Here is a 20307-nt window from a genome sequence, read left to right on the forward strand (position 1 = left end):
CCTACGGCTCCCTGCCCACGTCGGGCCGGGTGTTCGTGTCGGTGGCCAACCGGGACAAGCGGGCCATGATCTTCCCGGTCAAGCGGCTCGCCGACCTGGGCTTCGAGGTACTGGCCACCGCGGGCACAGCCGAGGTGCTGCGCCGCAACGGCATCGTCCACACGCAGGTGAGCGGCGACGTCGTCGAGGAGATCATCGGCGGCAAGTTCTCCCTCCTCGTCAGCACCTCGGGTGACCGGTCCCCCGCGGGCGCGGCGGACCGGGCGATCCGCGCTGCGGCTTCGGCGCACCAAGTCCACAGCATCACCACCATCCGTGGCCTGGAAGCCACCGTCCGAGCGCTGGAATCCCTCCGCACCACCGATGACGCGTTCGACGTGATCCCGCTCCAGGAACCGTGTCGGGTGCCGCGCACCTGAGGTGCGCGGCACCGACACCTCAATCCGCACAACCACCAGCGCGGGGCCGACCGGGCTCCCGCGTCGACCGAGCACGCCCAAACACCGGAAGGCAGAGCCGAACATGCTCGTTCTCGGTATCACCAACAACGACCTCGCGGGCGCCTGCTTGCTGCGCGACAGTGAGATCGTCGCCGCGGCCAGCGAGGAGCGGTTCACCCGCGTCAAGGAGCACAAGACCTGGCCCGAGCTGGCCATCGACTTCGTGCTGGCCGAGGGAGGGGTGTCCCTGGCGGACCTCGACCACGTCGCCTATGGCTGGCATGCGGGCTTCGACGCTGAGCGCCACCTGCTGCTGTACGTCGAGCGGGTCGCCGACGAGGCCGCCCGACGTCCCGAGGGCCTCCCTCACATCCGCAAGCGGATCTCCGACGAGATGGCCAACGACCTCGCCAAGCGCGCCGAGTTCGACGAGTTCGCCGAGCGATACGGCCTGCGGGACAAGGTGGTGCTGGTGGACCACCACGAGTCCCACGGCGTGGGCGCGTTCGTGTGCTCGCCGTTCGACGACGCCCTGGTGGTGACCTGCGACGGGCGCGGGGACTTCCAGTCGCTGACCATCAGCTTCGTCTCCGCCGGCGAGGAGCGGGTGCTCCAGCGGGAGACGTCCGTGGACAGCCTCGGCTACTTCTACGGGCGCATCACCCGGCTGCTGGGCTTCCGGCCCAACCGGCACGAGGGCAAGATCACCGGCTTGGCGGCCAACGGTGACCCCGAGCGGCTGCTGCCGCTCATGCGTCGGATGATCGACATGGAGGACGGCCGGCTGCGGGCGCGCTGCGGCGACTACTACCAGCCCTCCTACGACACCTACTCGGACGTCCTGCTGGAGGCCATCGCCGCCGAGCCGCCCGCCGACGTCGCGGCCGCCGCCCAGCGCCACCTGGAGAACCTGCTCACCGAACTCGTCACCACCCATATCGCCCAGGTGCCGACGTCCAACGTGTGCCTGGGCGGCGGGGTGTTCGGCAACGTCAAGCTCAACCAGCGCATCCTGGAGTGCCCCGGCGTCGACAACATCTACGTCATCCCGCCGATGGGCGACGGCGGCCTGCCCCTGCACAGCGCCGCCGTGGTCGCCTACCGCAAGGGCAGGCACCGCTACGACGCACCGTCGATGGCGCTCGGCCCGGGGTCGACGATCGACGACGACGCGTTGGCGGCCCTGGTGCGGTCCTATTCCTCGCTGCGGTTCACCCGTTCCGACGATCCCCAGGGCACGCTGCTCAAGGCCCTGGAGGACAACAGGGTGATCGGGCTCTACCGGGGGCGCATGGAGTTCGGCCCGCGCGCCCTGGGCAGGCGCAGCATCGTCTACCGGACCGACGACCCGAGCATGAACGACTGGCTCAACCAGCGCCTCAAGCGCACCGAGTTCATGCCGTTCGCCCCGATCACGGCCGACGTGCACGCCGCGTCGTGCTACGTGGGCTGGCGCCCCGACCACGCGGCGGCCAGGTTCATGACCCTCACCTACGACTGCACGCCGGAGTTCGCCGAGTCGTGCCCGGCGGTCGTGCACGTGGACGGCACGGCACGCCCGCAGGTGGTCCGCTACGAAGACGATCCGTTCCTGCACGGAGTGCTACTGTCCTGGCACGACCGCACCGGTCAGGCAGCCTTGGTCAACACCTCGTTCAACAAGCACGAAGAACCCATCGTCGGCTCTCCCCGGGACGCGCTCGACGCCGTCGCCGACGGTGTTGTGGACCTCCTGCTGGTGGACGACCAGTACTTCGTGTGGGCGGACGACGCGGTGAGCCCGGTCGTCTGACCGGCGTGGGAGACCGACGAAACCCAATGGTGAAAGGTCGTGCGATGAGTTCTCCGGTCCAGCGGGTCACCGCCGGAGCCGTGGTGTTCGACATGGACGGCGTCCTGATCGACTCCCGGTCGGTCATCGAATTCGCGTGGCGCGAGGCGGCACGGGAGTACCTCGCCCGGGACCTCACCGAGGAGGAGGTGCGCGACCACGTCCACGGCCGCAACGGCAGCCACACCGTCGCGACGCTGTTCCCCGGATTCGACGAGCAGCGGCAGCGCGAGATCTGGCGGCACGTCGACCGGATCGAGGAGACCGCGCCGTACGAGGCGATCGCGGGCGCGGCGGAGTTCGTGCTTGCCCTGGCCGACGCCGGGACGGCGCTGGCGCTGGTGACCAGCAGCTGGCCCGCGAAGATCGACCACGCGCTGGACATCATCGGAGTGCGCGCCGCACTGCCCGTGGTCGTGCACCGCGACGAGGTCTCCCGGGGCAAGCCGCACCCGGAGCCCTACCTCACCGCGTGTTCGCGCCTGGGGCTGCCGCCGGGCGAGGTGGTGGTGTTCGAGGACTCCGTCAGCGGTGTCCGCTCCGCGGTGGACGCGGGCGCGTGGTGCGTCGGGGTCGGGTCGGAAGACCTGAGCGACACCGGCGTGCTGCTCACCGTTCCCGACTTCACCGGGGTCTCGGTGCGCATCGACGAGCAGTCCACCGCTACCGTGCTCGTCGACGGCGGTATCCCGGTGGTGGACCTGAGCCGCCGGGTCGGTTCCGCCAACGCCTGATCCAGTGCGCTCCTGGTGGATCGGCCGTCCCCGGACCCCGGTCCACCAGGAGTCCACACCGGGGCCGAGAATGACGAACACGCCGTTGCCTCTGTAGGTCCGTGTCGGCGCCGAGCCGCTGCCGGGCCAGCTCCACCATTTTCGCGCTGCGGTCGAAGCCGGCCACGACGGCGCCCCGCTCGCGCAGCGCCTCGGACACGGCACCGGAGCCGCACCCGGCGTCGAGGATCCGCCGACCGGCCACGTCCCCGGCCAGGTCCACGATCGCGGGCCGGGTGTAGTAGGCGTTGATGAGGCTGGTGTCGTTCTCGACCGTGTACGCCTCGGCGAAGCTGTCGTAGTCGTTTTCCACGGCCACGTCGGCGGAACTCTCGGGATCGGCAGGCATGTTTCCCATACTGCCGAGCGATCAATCAGGACGCCAGGAGATCACCTCGACCACCAGTCGCCCGCTCGGGCAACGCGGTCCCGTCAGCCCAGGTCGACAGCTACTCCACTGGATACTGTGTGGATCGCCCAGGAGCCCATGTTGGTGTACTGGGAAACCTGCCGGGACAATGCCCCGGTGCCGAAGTTCGATCTTGTCCCCAGAGGCGCTCCACCGACGCTGGACGAGGAGTTCGAGGTCGCCGTTCCGTTCGGAGCAATGGTTGAGACCTGTGGATCGGCCGGTGAAGGGGCGTACCTTCCCGGTGATCGAGTAGAGGTCTCAAACAGGCCGACGTTGGCGCGTCGGTCGGGAAGGCACGCCCATGCTCACCGTAGTCCCCGACCCCGCATCCGGTGACAACGACCGGCCCGCCGCCGGCGAGGAGTCGGTGATCGACCGGATCGTTCGCGAGGGCGCCCGCCGCATGCTGGCAGAAGCCCCTGCGGGCCGAGGTCGACGCCTACATCGCCGCCTACTCCGACGAGCGTGACGAACACGGCCACCGCCTGGTGGTGCGCAACGGCTACCACCAGCCCCGCGAGGTGCTGACCAGCGCCGGCGCGGTGGAGGTGACCGCGCCGCGGGTCAACGACAAGCGCACCGACCCGGACACCGGGCAACGCAAGCGGTTCGCCTCGGCGATCCTGCCCGCGTGGGCGCGCAAGACACCGAAGATCACCGAAGTGCTGCCGCTGCTCTACCTGCACGGCTTGTCGTCCGGGGATTTCGTGCCCGCGCTGGGGCAGTTCCTCGGCTCGACCAAGGGCTTGTCCGCGGCGGTGATCACCAGGCTGACCGAGCAGTGGAAGGACGAGCAGCGTGCGTTCGCCGGGCGTGATCTGTCCGGTGTGGACTATGTGTACCTGTGGGCGGACGGGATCCACGTCAACATCCGCCTGGAGGAACACAAGCTCTGTCTGCTGGTCATGATCGGGGTCCGCGCCGACGGCCGCAAGGAGCTCGTCGCCCTGGCCGACGGCTACCGCGAGTCGACCGGGTCGTGGGCCGATCTGCTGCGCGACTGCGCCCGGCGCGGCATGACCGCCCCGGTTCTCGCGGTCGGGGACGGCGCGTTGGGGTTCTGGGGTGCGCTGCGCGAGGTCTTCCCCGCCTCACGCGAGCAGAGGTGCTGGTTTCACAAGATCGGCAACGTGCCGGCCGCGATGCCCAAGTCCGCGCATCCCGGGGCGAAGAAGGCGCCGGCCGAGATCTGGAACGCCGAGGACCGCCGCCACGCCCAGGACGCGGTCACGGCGTTCCAGGCCGCCTACGGCGCGAAGTTCCCCAAGGCGGTCGCCAAGATCACCGACGACCTCGACGAGCTGCTCGCGTTCTACGACCACCCGGCCGAGCACTGGATCCACCTGCGCACCACGAACCCGATCGAGTCGACCTTCGCCACCGTGCGCCACCGCACCAAGGTCACCAAGGGACCGGGCTCGCGAGCCGCCGGGCTGGCGATGGCGTTCAAGCTGATCGAGTCGGCACAGGCACGTTGGCGGGCGGTGAACGCACCTCAACTCGTCGCGCTCGTCCGGGCCGGCGCTACCTTCGTCAACGGCGTCCTCGTGGAACGACCCGACGAGGAAGCCGCCTAAAGATCTTGATCCACAGAACTTGACAATAGCTCTTCACCGCGTCCCACTCCACTTCACACCAGCCGCAGTCAGCCCGCATGTGTTCCGTCGTGTCCGGTTGGTCACTGAGTTGCGGTCGTGCCCTCATCATCTGTCGAATCCGCGTCGCCGTTCCCGCGCTTTTGTCTCACTGCCTCCATCTGTACGGCGAAGTCGTCACACGCGGTCCACTTCCCGGACCGGTCCGGTTCCGGCGTATTGCCGGGTTCGATCCGCCTAACCCATGCCATCCGGCCTCACTCCCTCCTTTTCGTGCCACAGTCGCCGTTCGTCTTCCCACGGCGCGGTGTCGCAGCACCACAGGGTTTCCGGCTGATAGAGACCGAACGTGAGCCACGTCAACAGGCGGTTTCCCGCCCGCTCGGCCCTCAGCGCCCATTCGGCCCGCCGTTCGTGCCACCGGTAGTCACGTAGATCCCGTTGCGTCCACTCGGACTCCGGACGCGTGAAAGGACTCTTTGCCCGCTCGACAAGGGCACGCCTGCGCCTACGGCGGTAGATGTTCCCGCCGAGAAGTCCGGCCAGAGCACCCACGACCAGCAACCGGACCGCCCGCGACATTCCGTGTTCGTTCATCACTCTCCCTCGTCATTCCCTGGCGCGGAGTCGGGCGTGTTTCCGCCTTCGTAGGTGTCGGCCCATCGGGCGAGTAGCCTCTGAGAGTCCCTGGCGTCCAGTGCCAACGTGTCGAGTTGCCGCATTTTTGCCTGATATGCGGCCACGACGCGGGGGGGCGTCGTGAAAGACGGTCGCACCGTCGATTTCGGTGTACGCCAAGGGGTCGAGGGGATCAGCGAACGTCAGGACCGCCGCCGGGTGCTGTAGCGCAGAATGCGATTGGGCGGACGTCGGGATGACGCGGGGACTGGTCCCGATCCAATTGCACATGAGTGTCAGGCGTAGGAGTTGGTCGTGCATCACCTTTGGGCTGCCGACGATCTGATGAAAAGCGGCTTCGTGCACGTAGACGACGATATTCGGGCCGCCGGGGCGTCGTAGGTGGTGCTGTCGTGCCGTGCGGGCGCGTGCGGTGGTTTTGCTGCCGGTGAGGGCGTAGGCGTATTCCTCGGTCTGAGCGAGACTCGGGACGGCAAGGGGTTCGTAAACCGTGACAGTCCGTGCCCATTGTTCGTGCAGGGTGAGTACCAGAAGGGTGTCGGGGCACCCGTCGTGTACGCGCACGAAGCTGCCGGCATTCCGGTCCGTCTCCGCAGCCATTGACATGATGCGGTCACGGGTTTCTCTGTCGGCCCCGCAGTAGCCGAGCAATGTAGCGATGTCCACCAGGCTGGTGCCGCGTGTGCCGGTTTGGATTTTCGACAGTTTGCCCGGTGACCAGCCGAGTGACTTGGTGAGCCGAGCTACGGGTATCCCGGCGCGCTGCCAGACCTGGCGTATCTCTTCACCCAACTCCCGACTACGGGCCGTGCTCACCTCCTGGTGGGCGGGTGCGTGCGGCCGACTGCGGTGCAATTCCATTTCTGTTCCTTGGCGGGGTCAGGAGGAACCTTGGGGAGTCGTACTCGTTTCTTCCCCGTTGGTCGTCTCCGATGATGGTTGACAGTCCTCACAGCCAGGGCATGTGCCCCGCCGAAGCCATCCGGAGCCTGATAGTGCAACCACCTCGCCCGATCCTCCGCAACCCATTTCAGACTTTCCCGTGTTGTTGGATTGGAGACGGACAGCCCCGCTGTCCCTGAGAGGGTCGAGGGCGGGGCCGTCCTGCGCAATACAGTCATGTGTTGTGCGTCAGCTCCCTATGGACCTCCCGTTGTCCGCCAAGTTCCGGACGCTTGGCGTGGTCGATTCCGTGGCCGTCCGGTCGGCCCGCCGAGAGTCCGCGATTACGACGGGGCACGCCGCGCACCCCGGGCAGCGCCGTTGAAAGCCGGGTGAGAAATCCGTGGCCTCGACACGCGACGTGCCGACCGTGACAACACCCCACCCGCCGCAGTTCACGATTCCCCGTCAACCGTGGCGCGCAGTGCCCGCCCGATGGCGGCTGCGGCCGACGGGACGCGCAGCCTGCGGTGGAATGGCCGGAATGGCCGGTTCGGATTGCCGATCGTCAGCCGTACGCGCGTGCCGGGCACTTTCCGGTCCATCCACGTCAGTCGGGTCATGCGTCTTTTCCTGTTCAAGTTCAGCCCGTATCGACCCGGCCGGGATGACGTCGGTTCGCTGCCGCGCCAGTTCCCGTGCTCTGACGTTCGCGAGGTGCTCGGCCAAGTCCGCCGCCCACGCGCGTTTTGCCCGGCGGTTCAACCGCCAGAGAAGCAGCACCAGGGCGAGGATCATCACTAAGCCTGCAAGGCCGACGTACAGGGCAGTCAGCGTGAGCAGTTCGGCGCGCATGACACGCCGCCTATCCCTGGTCCTGCGAGTTCTTCAGGTTGTAGGCCGCGAACAACAACGAACCGGCAGTGGTTATGAAATCCGCCAACCCGCCGTCCAGTGTCGCCGGGTCGACCCGCCATTCGACTTCCCGACCCGCGCTCACCGTGGCGGGCGGAACCAAGATCCACGAACCGGTTTGCATCACGGTGACCATGTCGGCCACTTCCGGGTCGATGTTCCGGCCGCTCGGTTCACCGATGGGTTTCGTGAGGAAGTATTCCCGCTCGGTGTCCGGCCGGTACGCCACAGGCGTCGGCGCGGCCACGAACTGCTGATGTTGTCGAGCCCGTTCGCCCACCGCAGTCGATACGGAAATCACGTTGAAGGAGAACGGGCCGGAACGAAGCAGCACGGTGGGTGACAGCTCCCCGACTCCCGCGCGGCCGTGCCACCATCCGGCGATCGTGTCCGGGTCCACCGTGGCGACGTTTCGCGGGAGGATCGGTTGTGCACCATCGGTCCGCTTACCCCCGGGTGACGCGACCTGCCAGGTCCGCCCGTTCCAATCCGATCCGGGCAGAACCGGCCAGCCGTACCCCGCGTAGGTCAGCGCGGCTTCCTTGCGGGCTACGTCCCGGCGGGGACTCGAACCGTTCGGCGGGGACGGGGCGTGTGGGGTCACCATGTCTGGCCTTCCTATTGCGCACAGGTGGTGTCTGTGGGGGCCGGTGACCCACTCCCCTTGTCCGAGGGGGGACCAGCGGGACCGGGGGTGTTCCCGGCGCGGGACTCCGGACCCGCCGGGGAGCTGGTCACCGGCACCCGGCCCGGCGGTCGGGGTACTGCTCGTGTGTTGACGCCGGGTCGGGCCGTACCCGCAACGTTGCGGTACGTGATCGGCAAGGTAGGGGCGCGGCCAGCGGCCAACCCCAACAGAGAGTTGGGGGTCGGTACCCTGGAGTTATGCGGCTGGATACAGAGGCGACGGTGGGTGAGCGCATCGCCTACTACCGCAAGCGACAGGGGATGACCCAAGAGGTGTTGTGCGGCCTGGTGGGGGGCCGGACGACCGAGTGGCTTAGGCAGATCGAGAACGGCAAGCGCGAGGTGGACAAGCTGTCCACGATCGTGGCCGTGGCCGAAGCACTACGGATTCCACCATCCGCGCTGTTGCCTGGCCCCTTCCGCGCTACGGCACGGCGTAAGGACTCGCTAGGTACCGCCCCTAATATCGTCCCGGAAATTGAAGCCGCAATGTTGCGCTACAACGGGATTTCTCCGCTGATCGGCGTGCCGGACCGAATGCCCGTCTCGCTGGAGCATCTTCGGGTTCGCGTCGAAAGAGCGTTCACGCATTCTCAAACGGAACGGTGGTCTGAAATGGCCCCACTCGTTCCCGACATGATCGCAGACGCCTGGCATTTGGTGCACGCTGCGGAAAACGAAGATCAGAAACGAGAGGCGTCTAAGCTTCAGGCTCTGGTGTATAGAGTGACGTCCGGTATGTTGGATCGTCTAGGTGAACCACATCTACCGTGGGTAGCCGCCGAGCGCTCGATGCACGCTGCCCAAGAGTCTGATGACCGACTTCTGATTGCGGGCGGAGCATGGCGACTGGCCGTTGTTCTGCGTCACGCCGGTCGGCTCACGGAATCAACCGATGCACCTGTTTCTGCGGCTGACGCTCTCCGGCCACACTTGAGCACCCCACAGGCATACAGCATGTATGGGTCGCTTATGCTCAAAGGTGCTGTTGGGGCAGCCACTCTTGGCGATCACCGCGCCGCACGGGATTATCTGAATGAAGCCTCTCGGGCAGCAGAGGAGATCGGGGATCGGAACGATTTCTGGCTCGCCTTTGGTCCGACAAACATTGCTATTCACCGTGTTTGGCTCGCGCTCGAATTGGGCGATCCGGGACAAGCCATCTCCGAGTCGGATCGTGTGCAGTATGACAACCTGCCTCCGGAATTGTCCGAGCGTAGGACTTCGCATCTGATTACTGTCGCATGGGCCCACTACTTGCGGAGGCGGGACCGCGAGGCCCTGGACGCACTGAATCTAGCCAGGATGGCCGCCCCGGAACAATTGCTGTTCACGGGCCGAGTCCATTCAATGCTTCGTGGAATGCTGAAGCGTGAACGTCGTTCCGTAAAGGGTGACCTGCGGAGGCTGGCCGACTTCGTTGGCGTAGCAGCCTGACGTGTTGAGCGTTTAGGCAAGCAGGACCCGCTTACTCACTTGTTCGGCCGTAGCGCGGGCCGAGCAAGCAAGCCAGAAATGCCGCCGTGTCATCCACTTGCCCACTTGCCCACGTCTGGGACGCGGTGCGCAAGTGAGCCCGGCCGTGTCTACTTGCGCATCCCACTTGCCCCTGTCTCCCGGGTTGACCGTGTGTGGCCGTTGTCGCGGCCATCTTGTACGCATCCTCTCGGAAATCCGCGACCTGTGGCCTACCGTGGCGGGCCGAGTCGAACCGTCGCGGGCTATGCGGTCCGATGGCTTCCGCGCGCCTGGATTCGGTTCCTCATCACCGGCCAACGATTTTGTCCTGTCGTTGCTCGACTGGCGTACGTCAATGCCCGTGGACGGACACGGGCCCGTGTCGATCCCGGCCGTGGTCGTGGGGTGGGCCGAGACGGTGAAGACCGAGCGCGGCTTGCCGACCGGTGGGGCCCGTCCGTCCGTGGCGTCCGCGTTGGCGTACCTGGCGGCCCACGTGGACCACCTGGCCGGAGCCGAGTGGATCGGGGACGCGGTGGACGAGCTGGCCGCCGTGGCGCGTGCCTGCCGGGCCGTGGCCTGTGGGGTGCCAGAACTCTGCACTGGACCGCCGAGCTGCCGTGATCGTGCATCGTGGGTCACAGGGACATGATCGTAAGGCGTGGCGTTACGACTGCTGTACCTGATCTTCGTCCGGCTCGTCGGCTGGTTGGTTCTGCTCGGCCGGTCGTCGGCGGCCAAGGACGTCGAGTTACTGGTACTGCGGCACGAAGTCGCCGTGCTGCGCCGGGCCACTCCCCGCCCGCGGCCGGACTGGGCCGATCGCGCCGTGCTCGCCGCACTCGTGCGGCAACTCCCCCGACTGCTGCACGAGCACCGATCGGTGACACCGGGCACCATCCTGCGACGGCACCAGCGCCTGGCCGCGAAGAAGTGGACCCACCCGAACCGCACCGGGCGCCCACCGGTCGACGACACCGTCGTGGCGCTGACCGAGCGGACGGCACGGGAGAACGCCACCTGGGGCTACCGCCGAATCCAGGGCGAACTGCTCAAACTCGGCCACCGAGTAGCCGCCTCGACCATCCGCCGCGTACTCAAGCACCTGCGAATACCACCGGCGCCAAGCGCGACAGCAACACCTCCTGGCACCGGCTTCCTCCGCGCCCAGGCCGCAAGCATGGTGGCCTGCGACTTCTTCCACGTCGACTGTGCTTTCACCCTCAAACGGGTTTACATGTTCTTCGTGATGGAGGTCGCCACCCGTTACGTCCACATCCTCGGCGCCACCACCAACCCCGACGGGCCCTGGACCACCCAACAAGCCCTCAACCTGATCATGGACCTGGGTGATCGATCCGACGGCTTCCGGTTCCTGATCCGTGACCGAGCCGGCCAGTTCACCGCCTCGTTCGACACCGTCCTCACCGACGTCGGGGTCAAGATCGTGAAGATCCCACCGCGCAGCCCACGAGCGAACTGCTACGCCGAACGGTTCGTCGGCACCGTCAGACGCGAGGCCACCGACCGACTACTCATCATCAACGAACACCACCTGAAGTCGGTGCTGGACCGCTACGCGGCCCACTACAACCACCGCCGCCCACACCGAGCCCGCCAACTCCTGCCACCACGACCGGATCATCCGATTCCGCAGCCGAGCCGCACGTCGGTACGCCGTCGACCGATCCTCGGCGGCCTGATCAACGAATACGAACCCGCAGCGGCTTAACGCAGGTCAGAGCGACGGCGCCGACTTCTGGCACCCCACAGGCACCGCGCACGCCGCCACGATCTCCCAGGGACACGTCGACGCCCTCGACATCGACTGGACCGGCAGCGCGTTGACGCTGGACATCCGCGACGCCACGGTCTCCCCCGCCGTCGACCGGGACCCGTCCACCGTGGTGCTCGACGCCGTCTCGGCCAGCAAGACCACCGTGCCGTCCAACTCCGCGTACTCGTTCCTCGGCTCCCCCGGCTCGACGATCTGGGTCCTCCCGCAGGCCGAGGTCAGCGGCATCCTGTGGCCCGGGATCAACACCCAGGGCGTGCCCTCCGGCGTGCTCCAGAACAACACCGTGACCGCCAAGCTCGTCTCCGTCACCGGCCCCGCCGACTTCAGCGTCTACACCACCAGCCGGGGCACACCCACGGTCTGGTTCGACAGCGGCAACGGCACGCCCGACAGCCGGACCCTCGCCATCAACACCCACGCCCACGCCAACTGGGCCTTCGAAGCCACCGGCACCTACACCGTGATCTTCGAGATCACCGCCACCACGACCGGCGACGCCGCCGTCAGCACCGGACAGAAGACCTACACCTTCACCGTCCAACCCTGATTCCGCAGTAGGACGACAGAGGCCGTGGCACCCTCAGTGCCACGGCCTCGTCCGTGACCAACAGATCGACGTGTTGTGCCGATTGGTAGATAGGGCACGTCCGAGTTCAGAGGTTGGCGTGGGCGGTGCGGACGGACTGCTCGGCTTGGGCGTCGCGGAACTCGAAGGTCGAGCCGTCCGGGAACCCGATCCGCACGAACCACTCCGCCGCGACCTGCCGTCCCAGCGGCACGGCCTCCAGGCGTGCCGTGCCCACCGGTGCGTCCCACCAGGTCACCAGCGGCGCGACGTCGGGCTGCGACTGGCCCAGTGCGCGGACGCGGCCCAGCAAACCACCCGACGCCGGTGCGGCGGGCCTGGTCACCTCGCCGTCCACGACCAGCGCCAGCCGCCGGTTGGTCAACACCAGCCGGCACTCGTCACGGCCCGCGGTGAACAGGTCGGCCCAGCGGACGGCCACCTGGTCCGGGCGCTGCGCGTGCGCCCAGGCCCACACCGCCGGGTCGTGCACCCACTCGTCGTTGTGGAACCGCCCCTCGCCGACCGCACGGGTCGGCAACGGCCACTCGGGTTCGGGCACCTCCAGCGCGGCCGCGCCGGTCCGGTGCGGCACCGTGCGGGACGGTCCGACCGTGCTGCCGACGTGGCCCTCGGGGTCGACCACCCACACCACCTGCTCGCCGGGCCCGACCCAGCGCTGCTGGGCGATCTCACCGATCTTCAGCCTGTTCTTGGGCACGTCCCGTCCTCTACCGGCCGTTGACCAGGGCGAGCAACCGCTGCGCGTGCGCGGGCTCGTGCCCGGCGACGACGTCGATGCCCGATCCGTCCACGAGCGACACCCGCAGCACGTGAACCCGGCCGTCCGCGTAATCGTGGGGCAGCTTGCGTTCCGCGCCGGCGACCCCGGCGATCCGGTCACGCGGCACCTCGACCACGGGCACGACGCCGGCCGTTTCGATCGGGACGTGAGGCGGATGCGGGCTCTTGCCCGCCAGTGCGTCACGCGCGTTCTTCGCGAAGCCCCGGACCTGGTCGAGTAGCGACTTCTCCGGGTCCGGCCCGGTCACCACGCTTTCGGGTTCGGTGCGGACCCAGGCCATCCGGCGCGGCGTCAGCACCCACCAGGCGAAGGTGAAGTCCCGCACGGCCAATCCCGCTTCGACCGCCACCGTGTCGGGGCTCGGCCCGAACACCACGGCACTCGGTGACGACGCGAGTTCGTTGCGGTCGCGAGGGCCGCCGGAGGCCACAACCGCCGTCGCCGTGCCCAACGCGCGCAGTGCTTTGCCGCCGAGACCGCGTTCCGGCTTCCCCCACCAGTCCAGACCGCTCACGTCGAAGTGGGAACTGGTCGAACCGACGAAAGCGCACAGCAGGATCGGCTCGTCCGGCGCGCACCACGACTGTCGGAGGGCCAACGCCCCGTCCAGTTTCACCAGTTGAACCCGCGTTCCTGCGTTTCCCGGCGTTCCTCTTCGGACGGTTGGTTCTGCGCGGCGTCGTACGCCTCTTGGGTGCCGAACTTGATGGCGCCGTCGACCGCGGCATCGACACCGGCGCTGAACGCCGCGGTACTGAGCTTGGTCTCCCCGCCGAGCATCCCGCTCAGCACGGTCTGGCTGATGTTGCTCGCCAGCGCGCCCTCGCCGGTGATGTTCTGCATGAACCGATTGCCCGTGGTCGAGGCCAAGCTGGTGCCGTCCGCCCTGGTCAGGATGTTGACCAGCGGGTTCGAACCGAGGTGGCGGCCGAGGGCCTGCTCGGCCATGTTCCCGCCGCGCAGCCCGTTCATCCGCTGGATGACCTGCCGCAACGGCCCGCGCAGCCGCACCAGCAACGCCTCCAGCTTCTTCATGATCTGGAACAGCTTCATCTGGAGCTTCGTCACGCGCATCGTGAGCCGCACGCCGGTGCTGCCCACCTGCACCGTCGTGGTCGCGCCCGCCGCGGCGACCGAGCCGCCCGCGGTAATCCACGAGGCCGCCAGCGCGGCCAGCCACTGCACGATCAGGCCGATGATCAGCTCGGTCAGGATCTGGATCACGAACTCGACGAACATGTCGAACAGGTCCGCGATCATGTCCAGCGTCTCTTTGAGCCCGCGCACGTCCTCCGCGAGCGCGGACACACCGCCGCTGAACTCGGTGATCTGGTTGCGGAACGCGTCACCCGCCGCGCCGACCCACATGCCGCCGGTGGCGTCCGCGCGTTTCTGCTCGGCCTCGGCGACCTCGTCCAACCAGGTCGCGACCTGCTCCCAGCCGTTGCCGGTGGCACGCATCTGCTCCGGATCACCGATCGCCCACTCCGCGATCTCGATCAACGGGCTGAGCACGATCGACACCAGGAAGCCCAAGCCGTTGTCCAGCAGCGCCTGGCCGGGGCTGGCGATGGTCTGGAGCAGCTCCATCCGGCCGGAGATCGTCGCCGCGGCCATCTGCGGCGGGCTGGTGGCGTCGGCCAGGTCCTGCATGGCCCCGATACCGGAGCTGCCGCGCCCGGCCGCCTGCTCGAACCAGTTCTTCTGCTCGCCGCCGTTGAGGTCGGCGAACGTGCCGGGACCGCCGTTCACCGGCTACCACCCAGGCCGTTGCCGATCTGCGTGAAGCCTTCGGACAGGCCGCTGTCCACGCCCTGGTAGACCTCGAAGCTCTGCTGCAACTGATCACCGGTCTGCTTCAGGAACTCCTGCGCGTCGGTGGCCAGCTGGCGGCACTCGTCCAGGCTGGAGAAGTACCCGCTGCTCAGCCCCACGGCGTCGCCGATCGGCCCGAAGCACTGATCGTCCACCCTGGCCTGTTCGAGCAGGTCGGCCAGCGCGCCGAACTTCTCGGCCAGGCTCTCGCTGCCCCTCGCGAAGGCGGTCAACGCCTCCGGCACAACGTGAAAAGTCACCCTGTCCCCCTCAGGTCAGGTACGTGCTCGGCGGTTCCTCGTCGTCTTCGACCACCGGACGCGGCGGGCGGTTCCCCGGAACCTGGTTCGGCGGCGGCTGGTTCAGCGGCGGCCGGAACGGCTGCGGGGGCCCGGCAGGCGACGGGGTGGCCGACGGCGGGATGGGCGGCGGCGGCGCGGGCGGCGGGGCGGGAGGCGGGGCGGGAGGCGGGGCGGGAGGCGCTCCCGGGGGCGGCGGCGCGGACGGCATGATCGGCTGCACCCCGGACGCCGCCATCCCCTGCTTGAACTCCTGCAACCGATCGCCCAGGATCGGCGCCACCGCGGCGTCGAGCTGCTGCGCGGCGTTCTGCGTGGCCATCCGGATCGCGTCCAGGATCTCCTGCTGCAACGCCACGTGCGACCGGGACATGGCCGCGGGCGACAGTCGCAGCCCCAGCACCGCACCGGACGGCGCGGCGGTCACCGTCACGGATCCGTCCCGGCTGCGCCCCACACCCCGCAGGTCCTTCATCGCTTCCTGCAACTGACCGGCCTTGGCCGCCTGCTCCTCGAACTTGCGCATCATCGCCTGCAGCCGCTGCTGCCCATCCACCGCACGCACCCCCGGCGCCCTTGACATTCCCCCGGCAGAACAAGGCTACGACACCCGGCCGAAGCGCATACCTCAATCCGCCGAGCGCGCCTCGTCGTTCTTGACATAGGTGGGATGCAGGTGCACGGGCTGCTTGGCGCGTTTGGCGCGGGCGCGGAGGTTGAGGAACTCGACCAGGATCGAGAACGCGATCGGGCCGTAGACGTAGCCCTTGGGGATGTGCTGGTCGAGACCTTCGGCGATGAGGCTGCCGCCGATGAGCAGCAGGAACGACAGGGCCAGCATCTTGACCGTCGGGTGACGGTTGACGAACTCACTGATGGCCTTGGCGGAGACCAGCATGATGCCCATCGCGACGACGACGGCGGCGATCATGATGCCGAGTTCGTCCACCATACCGATGGCGGTGATCACCGAGTCGAGGGAGAACACCACGTCGAGGATGAGGATCTGGACGATCACGGACGCGAACGAGACGGCCTTGCGGGTGGTGGCGTGTTCGGCGCCTTCGAGTTGCTCGTGGATCTCGTAGGTGGCCTTGCCCAGCAGGAAGAGCCCGCCCAGCAGCAGGATCAGGTCGCGGCCGGAGATCTCCTGGCCGAGTGCGGTGAACAACGGCGCGGTCAGCCCGATGACCCACGACAGCGACGCCAGCAGCAGCAGGCGGGTGATCAGGGCCAGGGACAGGCCGATGACGCGCGCGCGTTGCTGTTGGTGAGAGGGGAGGCGGCCGGCGAGGATGGAGATGAAGACGATGTTGTCGATGCCGAGCACGACTTCCAGCAGCAGCAGGGTGCCGAAGGCGATCCACAGCTCGGGGTTGAGCATCCATTCCATTGTGCGGACCTACTCCTCGTCCCAGGCGCGTGGTGAAAGGTCGGCGCGGCAGGCGTGTCATTGGGAGTGGCAGCCTGCCGCGCCGGGTCTGTGGGTGTTGTCAGTGCGTGCGTTTGCGGCCGTACATGCCCCCGGCCAGGCTGACGCCGCCCGCGGCGAGGGCGATCTGGATGACGACTTCGATCCAGTCGATGCCGCGGGTGTCGCCGACGCCGAGGGCGTTGGCGATGACGGTGCCCAGGATCGCGGCGACGATGCCGACGAGGATGGTCAGCCAGATCGGGATGTTCTGCTTGCCGGGCAGCACGAGTCTGCCGAGGGCGCCGATGATGAGGCCCACGACGAGAGCGCTGATGATTCCGGAGACGGGCACGTCCACTCCTTTGGGTCAGGTGAACCGCAGATACCCGATCTACGACGCGATCACTCCTCGAAGGCCATGTCCTCGCCGCCCCCGTCGTCCTCGAACACCTCTTCCACGACCTCGCCGAGGACCATGCCGCCGACCACACCGGCCGCGACGCCGCCGACGACCGCACCCATGCCGGGGCCACGGCGTTCGTGGTGCCCATGGTGGTCGTGGTCGTGGTGACCGTGCTGCCCGTATCCCGGCTGGCCATAGCCGGGCTGGCCATAGCCGGGCTGGCCGCCGAACGCCGGGTTGCCGTGACCGGGTGCGTGACCGCCGAAGGCGGAGTGGCCGCCGCGTTCGGCGATCTGCGCCATCCACTGGTTGATCGCCGACGCCCAGTCGGTGTTCACGGCGTCCTGGTGGGACACGTGGAAGCGACCGAACGCGTCGCTGCCGGAGGAGAACATGCCGCCGCGCTTGTCGGCCTCCAGCACCACCACGAGTTCGTGGGGGTTGGTGACGAAGGTCAGCTCGACCTGGTTGATCCGGCCCGCGTACTGGCCGGGCGGGAAGAACTCGATCTCCTGGTAGAAGCCGAGTTCCTGCTGGACGCCGTGGATGCGGCCGGCTTCCACGTCGGCGCTGCGGAACTGGAACCCGAGCTGTCCGAACGCGTCGAGGACGCGGTCCTGCGAGGGCAGCGGTCCGACGAGGAGGGGGTCGAGGTCGCCCTTGTCGGGGGCGCCGGAGATGACCAGTTCGGTGCGCACGCCGACGGTCATGCCGGGCAGTTGCTGCCCGCCGACGGCGGTGATCGGGGTTTCCCACGGGATGGGGAGCTGGAAGGGCACGGCCATCGGCTGGCCGGCCGGGACCCGCACGCCCTGGGCCACGACGACGCGCAGGAATTCCGACACCCCGCCGAACTCGTGGTCGCCGTGCTCGACCTCGACCCGGGTGACCAAGGACAGCACGATCTGGTCGATCTGGGCGTCGTTGCTGCCGCCCTGGATGCGGACCTGGCCGGTGATCACCTGGCCGGGGGTGGCGTGCGGGGTGTCCAGGACGGTGTCGACGGACGGTCCGCCGACGCCGAAGGCGCTGAGCATCCGTTTGAACATCAGGATTTCCTTCCGGAGGGTGCTGGTGCGCGGGTGGTGCGGAGCGGGGTGTCGGTCTCGTCCTCGAAGTCGCCGATCAGCTCTTCGAGGAGGTCTTCCAGCGCGGCGATGCCGATCACGCGATCCTCGGCGTCGGACACCAACGCCAGTTGGGCGCGCTCGGCGCGCATCACGGTGACCGCGCCGGCCACCGGCATGGACGCGGGCAGGGTCACCGTGGTGTTCATCAGCCCACGGGCTGTCGTCCTGCGGCCCGCGGCGATGGCGCGCACGGCTTCGCGGATGTGAACCAGGCCGAGGAACCGGCCGTGCACGTCCATCACCGGGAAGCGGGAGCGTCCCGATTCGCGGCTGCGGCGCTCGATCGCGAGCGGGCTGCTGTGCTCGGACACGCTCAGCGTGTCCTCGATGGGCACCATGACCTGGGCGACGGTGGTGTTCTGCAATTGCAGCATCCGGGTCAGCAGCCGTTGCTGGCCCTCGGGGATCAGGCCGTGTTCGGCGGACTGGCGCACCAGCATCCGCAGGTCGTCGGGCCGGTGCGCCTGCGCCAACTCGTTCTGCGGCTGGACCTTCATCGCCCGCAGCAGCGCGTTGGTCACGCCGTTGAGTCCGGTGAGGATCCAGCGGACGGAGTGGGCGAACGCCCGGAACGGCAGCGCGAGCAGCAGCGCGGAGCGTTCGGGGTGGGAGATCGCCCAGGACTTCGGGGCCATCTCGCCGACGACCATGTGCAGGAAGACGACCAGTACCAGGCTGAGCGTGAACGCGATGCCGTAGGACACCCCGGACGGCAGCCCGGTGGCCAGCAGCAGCGGGTCGACCAGGTCGGCCACGGCGGGCTTGGCCAGCGCGCCCAGTCCGAGCGTGCACAGCGTGATGCCCAGCTGCGCGCCGGCAAGCATCAGCGACAGCTCGCGGATTCCGGCGACCGCCGCGCGGGCGGCGCGGCTGGTCTCGGCGTCCTGCTCCAGGCGGTGCCGTTTGGCGGCGATGAGCGCGAACTCGGCGGCGACGAAGAACGCGTTGGCCACCAACAACACCAGCGACACCAACAATGACCAGGTGGTGCTCATCGGACGTCCTCCCGGTCGGCGGCGCGGGAGGCGAGCACGACGGTCGAGGGCACGTTGCGCGCGACCGCGACGACCCGCAGCGACAGCCCGTCGAACTCGATCTCGTCGTCCACCCGGGCGGTGCGGCCCAGCCGGCTCAGCACCAGCCCGGACACGGTGTCGTAGCTGTCGTGCTCGGGCAGCTCCACGCCGGTGGCGTCGGCGATCTCGTCCACCCGCATCCGGCCGGGCACCCGCCACACGCCCTCGCCCAACGGCTCGATGACCTCCTCGACCAGGTCGTCCTCGTCGTGGATCTCCCCGACCAGTTCCTCGGCCAGGTCCTCCAGCGAGACGACCCCGGCGAAGCCGCCGAACTCGTCGACCACGCACGCCAACTGCCGACGCTCGGCCCGCAGCCGTTCCAGCACGGCGGGCAGCGGCAGCGTCGCGGGCACCACCAACGCCGGCGAGGCGATGTCCCCGATCGGCGTGTCCGCGCGCCTGTCCGGGTCCACGGTCAACACCTCGGCCAACCCGACCACACCACGCAGGTCGTCCAGGTCCTCACCGAACGCCGGGAAGCGGGAGTGGCCGGTGTCCAACAACTCCACCACACGGGCCGTGGGCTCGTCGGCGCGCACGGTGTGCACCGCCACCCGCGGGGTCATGGCCTGCTCGGCCACCAGCTCGCGGAATCCCAGGCCGCGGTCCAGCAGTCGGGACAGCTCGGCGTCCAGGTGCCCCTCGCCGCGCGCGTCGGTGATGATCTGCCGCAGGTCCTCCGGGGTGGCGCCCTGGGGCAGTTCCTCCACCGGTTCGATGCCCACCGCGCGCAGCAGGCGGTTGGCGGCCGCGTCGAACAGCCGGATCACCGGACCCGCGACCTTGAGGTAGGCCAGCGTGGAGGTGCTCAACGCCTTGGCCAGCGGCTCCGGCCGCGCGATGGCGAAGTTCTTGGGCAACAGCTCGCCCAGCACCATCTGCACCACGGTGGCGAACACCAACGCGACCGCCATCGACAGCGACACCGCCACCGCCGGCGACAGGCCGGTCAGCCCGACCAGCTCTGCCAGTCCCGTGCCCAGCAGCGGTTCGGCCACATAGCCGGCGAGCAGCGCGGTCACCGTGATCCCGAACTGGGCGCCCGACAGCATGAACGACAACTTCTGCGTGACCCGCAGGGCCCGGTCGGCGGCTTTGTCGCCGCCCTCGGCCATCTGCCGGAGCCGGCCCCGGTCCACCGCCATGTAGGCGAACTCCTGGGCCACGAAATACCCCGTGGCCACGGTGAGGGCCACGATCGCGAGCACACCGGCGAAAATCAACACGGCGCACCCGCCACGAGCAGGGAATCCATGATCAGCCGGGTCCCACCCGGCCGACTACTACAAGGTTCTATGTCGGCATCATCAGGCATACTTCACGGTAGCACGCGACACTGTACGGTTGACGGTGAGTACACGGAGGTG

General features: G+C 68.3%; 19 protein-coding genes and 3 pseudogenes. 8 read left to right on the forward strand and 14 right to left on the reverse strand.

The window, feature by feature from the left end:
• From carB to FM051_RS46640, 3 genes and pseudogenes are all read left to right on the forward strand, one after another.
• Positions 1-419, forward strand: a pseudogene (gene carB, locus FM051_RS46630) (carbamoyl-phosphate synthase large subunit); the annotation flags it as partial.
• 103 nt (positions 420-522) lie between these two features.
• The gene (locus FM051_RS46635) at positions 523-2232 is read left to right on the forward strand and encodes a carbamoyltransferase family protein (RefSeq protein ID WP_158853830.1); all 1710 of its coding nucleotides are present in this window, start codon (positions 523-525) and stop codon (positions 2230-2232) included.
• A gap of 44 nt (positions 2233-2276) precedes the next feature.
• Positions 2277-3005: an HAD family hydrolase gene (locus tag FM051_RS46640; RefSeq protein ID WP_158853833.1), complete on the forward strand. Its 729-nt coding sequence runs from the start codon at positions 2277-2279 to the stop codon at positions 3003-3005.
• Positions 3006-3096: 91 nt separating this feature from the next.
• Here FM051_RS46640 and FM051_RS46645 read toward each other — a convergent pair.
• A pseudogene (locus FM051_RS46645) lies at positions 3097-3393 on the reverse strand (methyltransferase domain-containing protein); the annotation flags it as partial.
• Between the two features lie 364 nt (positions 3394-3757).
• Between FM051_RS46645 and FM051_RS46650 the strand changes: the two are divergent.
• A pseudogene (locus tag FM051_RS46650) lies at positions 3758-5033 on the forward strand (IS256 family transposase).
• 627 nt (positions 5034-5660) lie between these two features.
• Here FM051_RS46650 and FM051_RS54310 read toward each other — a convergent pair.
• The 3 genes from FM051_RS54310 to FM051_RS46665 all read right to left on the reverse strand — a co-directional run bounded on the left by FM051_RS54310 (position 5661) and on the right by FM051_RS46665 (position 8094).
• Positions 5661-6551, reverse strand: a complete 891-nt coding sequence (locus FM051_RS54310) for a helix-turn-helix domain-containing protein (RefSeq protein WP_158853836.1) — start codon at positions 6549-6551, stop codon at positions 5661-5663.
• 489 nt (positions 6552-7040) lie between these two features.
• A complete protein-coding gene (locus tag FM051_RS46660; RefSeq protein WP_158853839.1) occupies positions 7041-7427 on the reverse strand; it encodes a hypothetical protein in 387 nt (128 codons plus the stop codon).
• Positions 7428-7437: 10 nt separating this feature from the next.
• Positions 7438-8094, reverse strand: a complete 657-nt coding sequence (locus tag FM051_RS46665; protein ID WP_158853842.1) for a bifunctional DNA primase/polymerase — start codon at positions 8092-8094, stop codon at positions 7438-7440.
• Positions 8095-8372: 278 nt separating this feature from the next.
• Here FM051_RS46665 and FM051_RS46670 point away from each other — a divergent pair, with 278 nt between their 5' ends.
• From FM051_RS46670 to FM051_RS46685, 4 genes are all read left to right on the forward strand, one after another.
• The gene (locus tag FM051_RS46670) at positions 8373-9611 is read left to right on the forward strand and encodes a helix-turn-helix domain-containing protein (RefSeq protein WP_158853845.1); all 1239 of its coding nucleotides are present in this window, start codon (positions 8373-8375) and stop codon (positions 9609-9611) included.
• Positions 9612-9993: 382 nt separating this feature from the next.
• On the forward strand, positions 9994-10284 hold the full coding sequence (locus FM051_RS46675) for a hypothetical protein (RefSeq protein ID WP_158853848.1): 291 nt from the start codon (positions 9994-9996) through the stop codon (positions 10282-10284).
• A gap of 9 nt (positions 10285-10293) precedes the next feature.
• Positions 10294-11364 carry an integrase core domain-containing protein gene (locus FM051_RS52695; protein WP_158853850.1) on the forward strand — a complete coding sequence of 357 codons (1071 nt, stop codon included), beginning with the start codon at positions 10294-10296 and terminating at the stop codon, positions 11362-11364.
• 61 nt (positions 11365-11425) lie between these two features.
• On the forward strand, positions 11426-11977 hold the full coding sequence (locus FM051_RS46685) for a choice-of-anchor M domain-containing protein (protein ID WP_158853894.1): 552 nt from the start codon (positions 11426-11428) through the stop codon (positions 11975-11977).
• A 106-nt stretch (positions 11978-12083) separates the two neighbouring features.
• Here FM051_RS46685 and FM051_RS46690 read toward each other — a convergent pair whose 3' ends face one another.
• From FM051_RS46690 to FM051_RS46730, 10 genes are all read right to left on the reverse strand, one after another.
• Positions 12084-12716, reverse strand: coding sequence for a hypothetical protein (locus FM051_RS46690; RefSeq protein ID WP_158853854.1), 633 nt, complete (start codon positions 12714-12716; stop codon positions 12084-12086).
• Positions 12717-12726: 10 nt separating this feature from the next.
• Positions 12727-13416, reverse strand: coding sequence for a hypothetical protein (locus FM051_RS46695; RefSeq protein ID WP_158853857.1), 690 nt, complete (start codon positions 13414-13416; stop codon positions 12727-12729).
• Positions 13413-14552 (reverse strand): WXG100 family type VII secretion target, encoded by a 1140-nt coding sequence (locus FM051_RS46700; protein ID WP_238413175.1) that lies wholly within the window; start codon positions 14550-14552, stop codon positions 13413-13415. The genes FM051_RS46695 and FM051_RS46700 overlap by 4 nt, the downstream gene beginning before the upstream one ends.
• A complete protein-coding gene (locus FM051_RS51140) occupies positions 14549-14875 on the reverse strand; it encodes a hypothetical protein (RefSeq protein ID WP_238413176.1) in 327 nt (108 codons plus the stop codon). The genes FM051_RS46700 and FM051_RS51140 overlap by 4 nt, the downstream gene beginning before the upstream one ends.
• Before the next feature lie 10 nt (positions 14876-14885).
• Positions 14886-15470 (reverse strand): YbaB/EbfC family nucleoid-associated protein, encoded by a 585-nt coding sequence (locus FM051_RS46705; protein WP_158853860.1) that lies wholly within the window; start codon positions 15468-15470, stop codon positions 14886-14888.
• 72 nt (positions 15471-15542) lie between these two features.
• Positions 15543-16298, reverse strand: a complete 756-nt coding sequence (locus FM051_RS46710; protein WP_238413177.1) for a TerC family protein — start codon at positions 16296-16298, stop codon at positions 15543-15545.
• A gap of 109 nt (positions 16299-16407) precedes the next feature.
• Positions 16408-16680 (reverse strand): GlsB/YeaQ/YmgE family stress response membrane protein, encoded by a 273-nt coding sequence (locus FM051_RS46715; RefSeq protein ID WP_158853865.1) that lies wholly within the window; start codon positions 16678-16680, stop codon positions 16408-16410.
• Between the two features lie 50 nt (positions 16681-16730).
• Positions 16731-17780 (reverse strand): sporulation protein, encoded by a 1050-nt coding sequence (locus tag FM051_RS46720; RefSeq protein WP_158853868.1) that lies wholly within the window; start codon positions 17778-17780, stop codon positions 16731-16733.
• Positions 17780-18856 carry a hemolysin family protein gene (locus tag FM051_RS46725; protein ID WP_158853871.1) on the reverse strand — a complete coding sequence of 359 codons (1077 nt, stop codon included), beginning with the start codon at positions 18854-18856 and terminating at the stop codon, positions 17780-17782. The genes FM051_RS46720 and FM051_RS46725 overlap by 1 nt, the downstream gene beginning before the upstream one ends.
• A complete protein-coding gene (locus FM051_RS46730) occupies positions 18853-20166 on the reverse strand; it encodes a hemolysin family protein (protein WP_158853874.1) in 1314 nt (437 codons plus the stop codon). Before FM051_RS46730 ends, FM051_RS46725 begins: the two co-directional genes overlap by 4 nt.
• Positions 20167-20307: the final 141 nt, after the last annotated feature.

This window comes from Saccharothrix deserti (genome assembly GCF_009769385.1).
Lineage (GTDB): Bacteria > Actinomycetota > Actinomycetes > Mycobacteriales > Pseudonocardiaceae > Actinosynnema > Actinosynnema deserti.

Coding starts and splice junctions, on each gene's coding strand:
- FM051_RS46635 (WP_158853830.1), top strand. CDS start 523: ATGCTCGTTCTCGGTATCACCAACAACGACCTCGCGGGCGCCTGCTTG.
- FM051_RS46640 (WP_158853833.1), top strand. CDS start 2,277: ATGAGTTCTCCGGTCCAGCGGGTCACCGCCGGAGCCGTGGTGTTCGAC.
- FM051_RS54310 (WP_158853836.1), bottom strand. CDS start 6,551: ATGGAATTGCACCGCAGTCGGCCGCACGCACCCGCCCACCAGGAGGTG.
- FM051_RS46660 (WP_158853839.1), bottom strand. CDS start 7,427: ATGCGCGCCGAACTGCTCACGCTGACTGCCCTGTACGTCGGCCTTGCA.
- FM051_RS46665 (WP_158853842.1), bottom strand. CDS start 8,094: ATGGTGACCCCACACGCCCCGTCCCCGCCGAACGGTTCGAGTCCCCGC.
- FM051_RS46670 (WP_158853845.1), top strand. CDS start 8,373: ATGCGGCTGGATACAGAGGCGACGGTGGGTGAGCGCATCGCCTACTAC.
- FM051_RS46710 (WP_238413177.1), bottom strand. CDS start 16,298: ATGCTCAACCCCGAGCTGTGGATCGCCTTCGGCACCCTGCTGCTGCTG.
- FM051_RS46720 (WP_158853868.1), bottom strand. CDS start 17,780: ATGTTCAAACGGATGCTCAGCGCCTTCGGCGTCGGCGGACCGTCCGTC.
- FM051_RS46725 (WP_158853871.1), bottom strand. CDS start 18,856: ATGAGCACCACCTGGTCATTGTTGGTGTCGCTGGTGTTGTTGGTGGCC.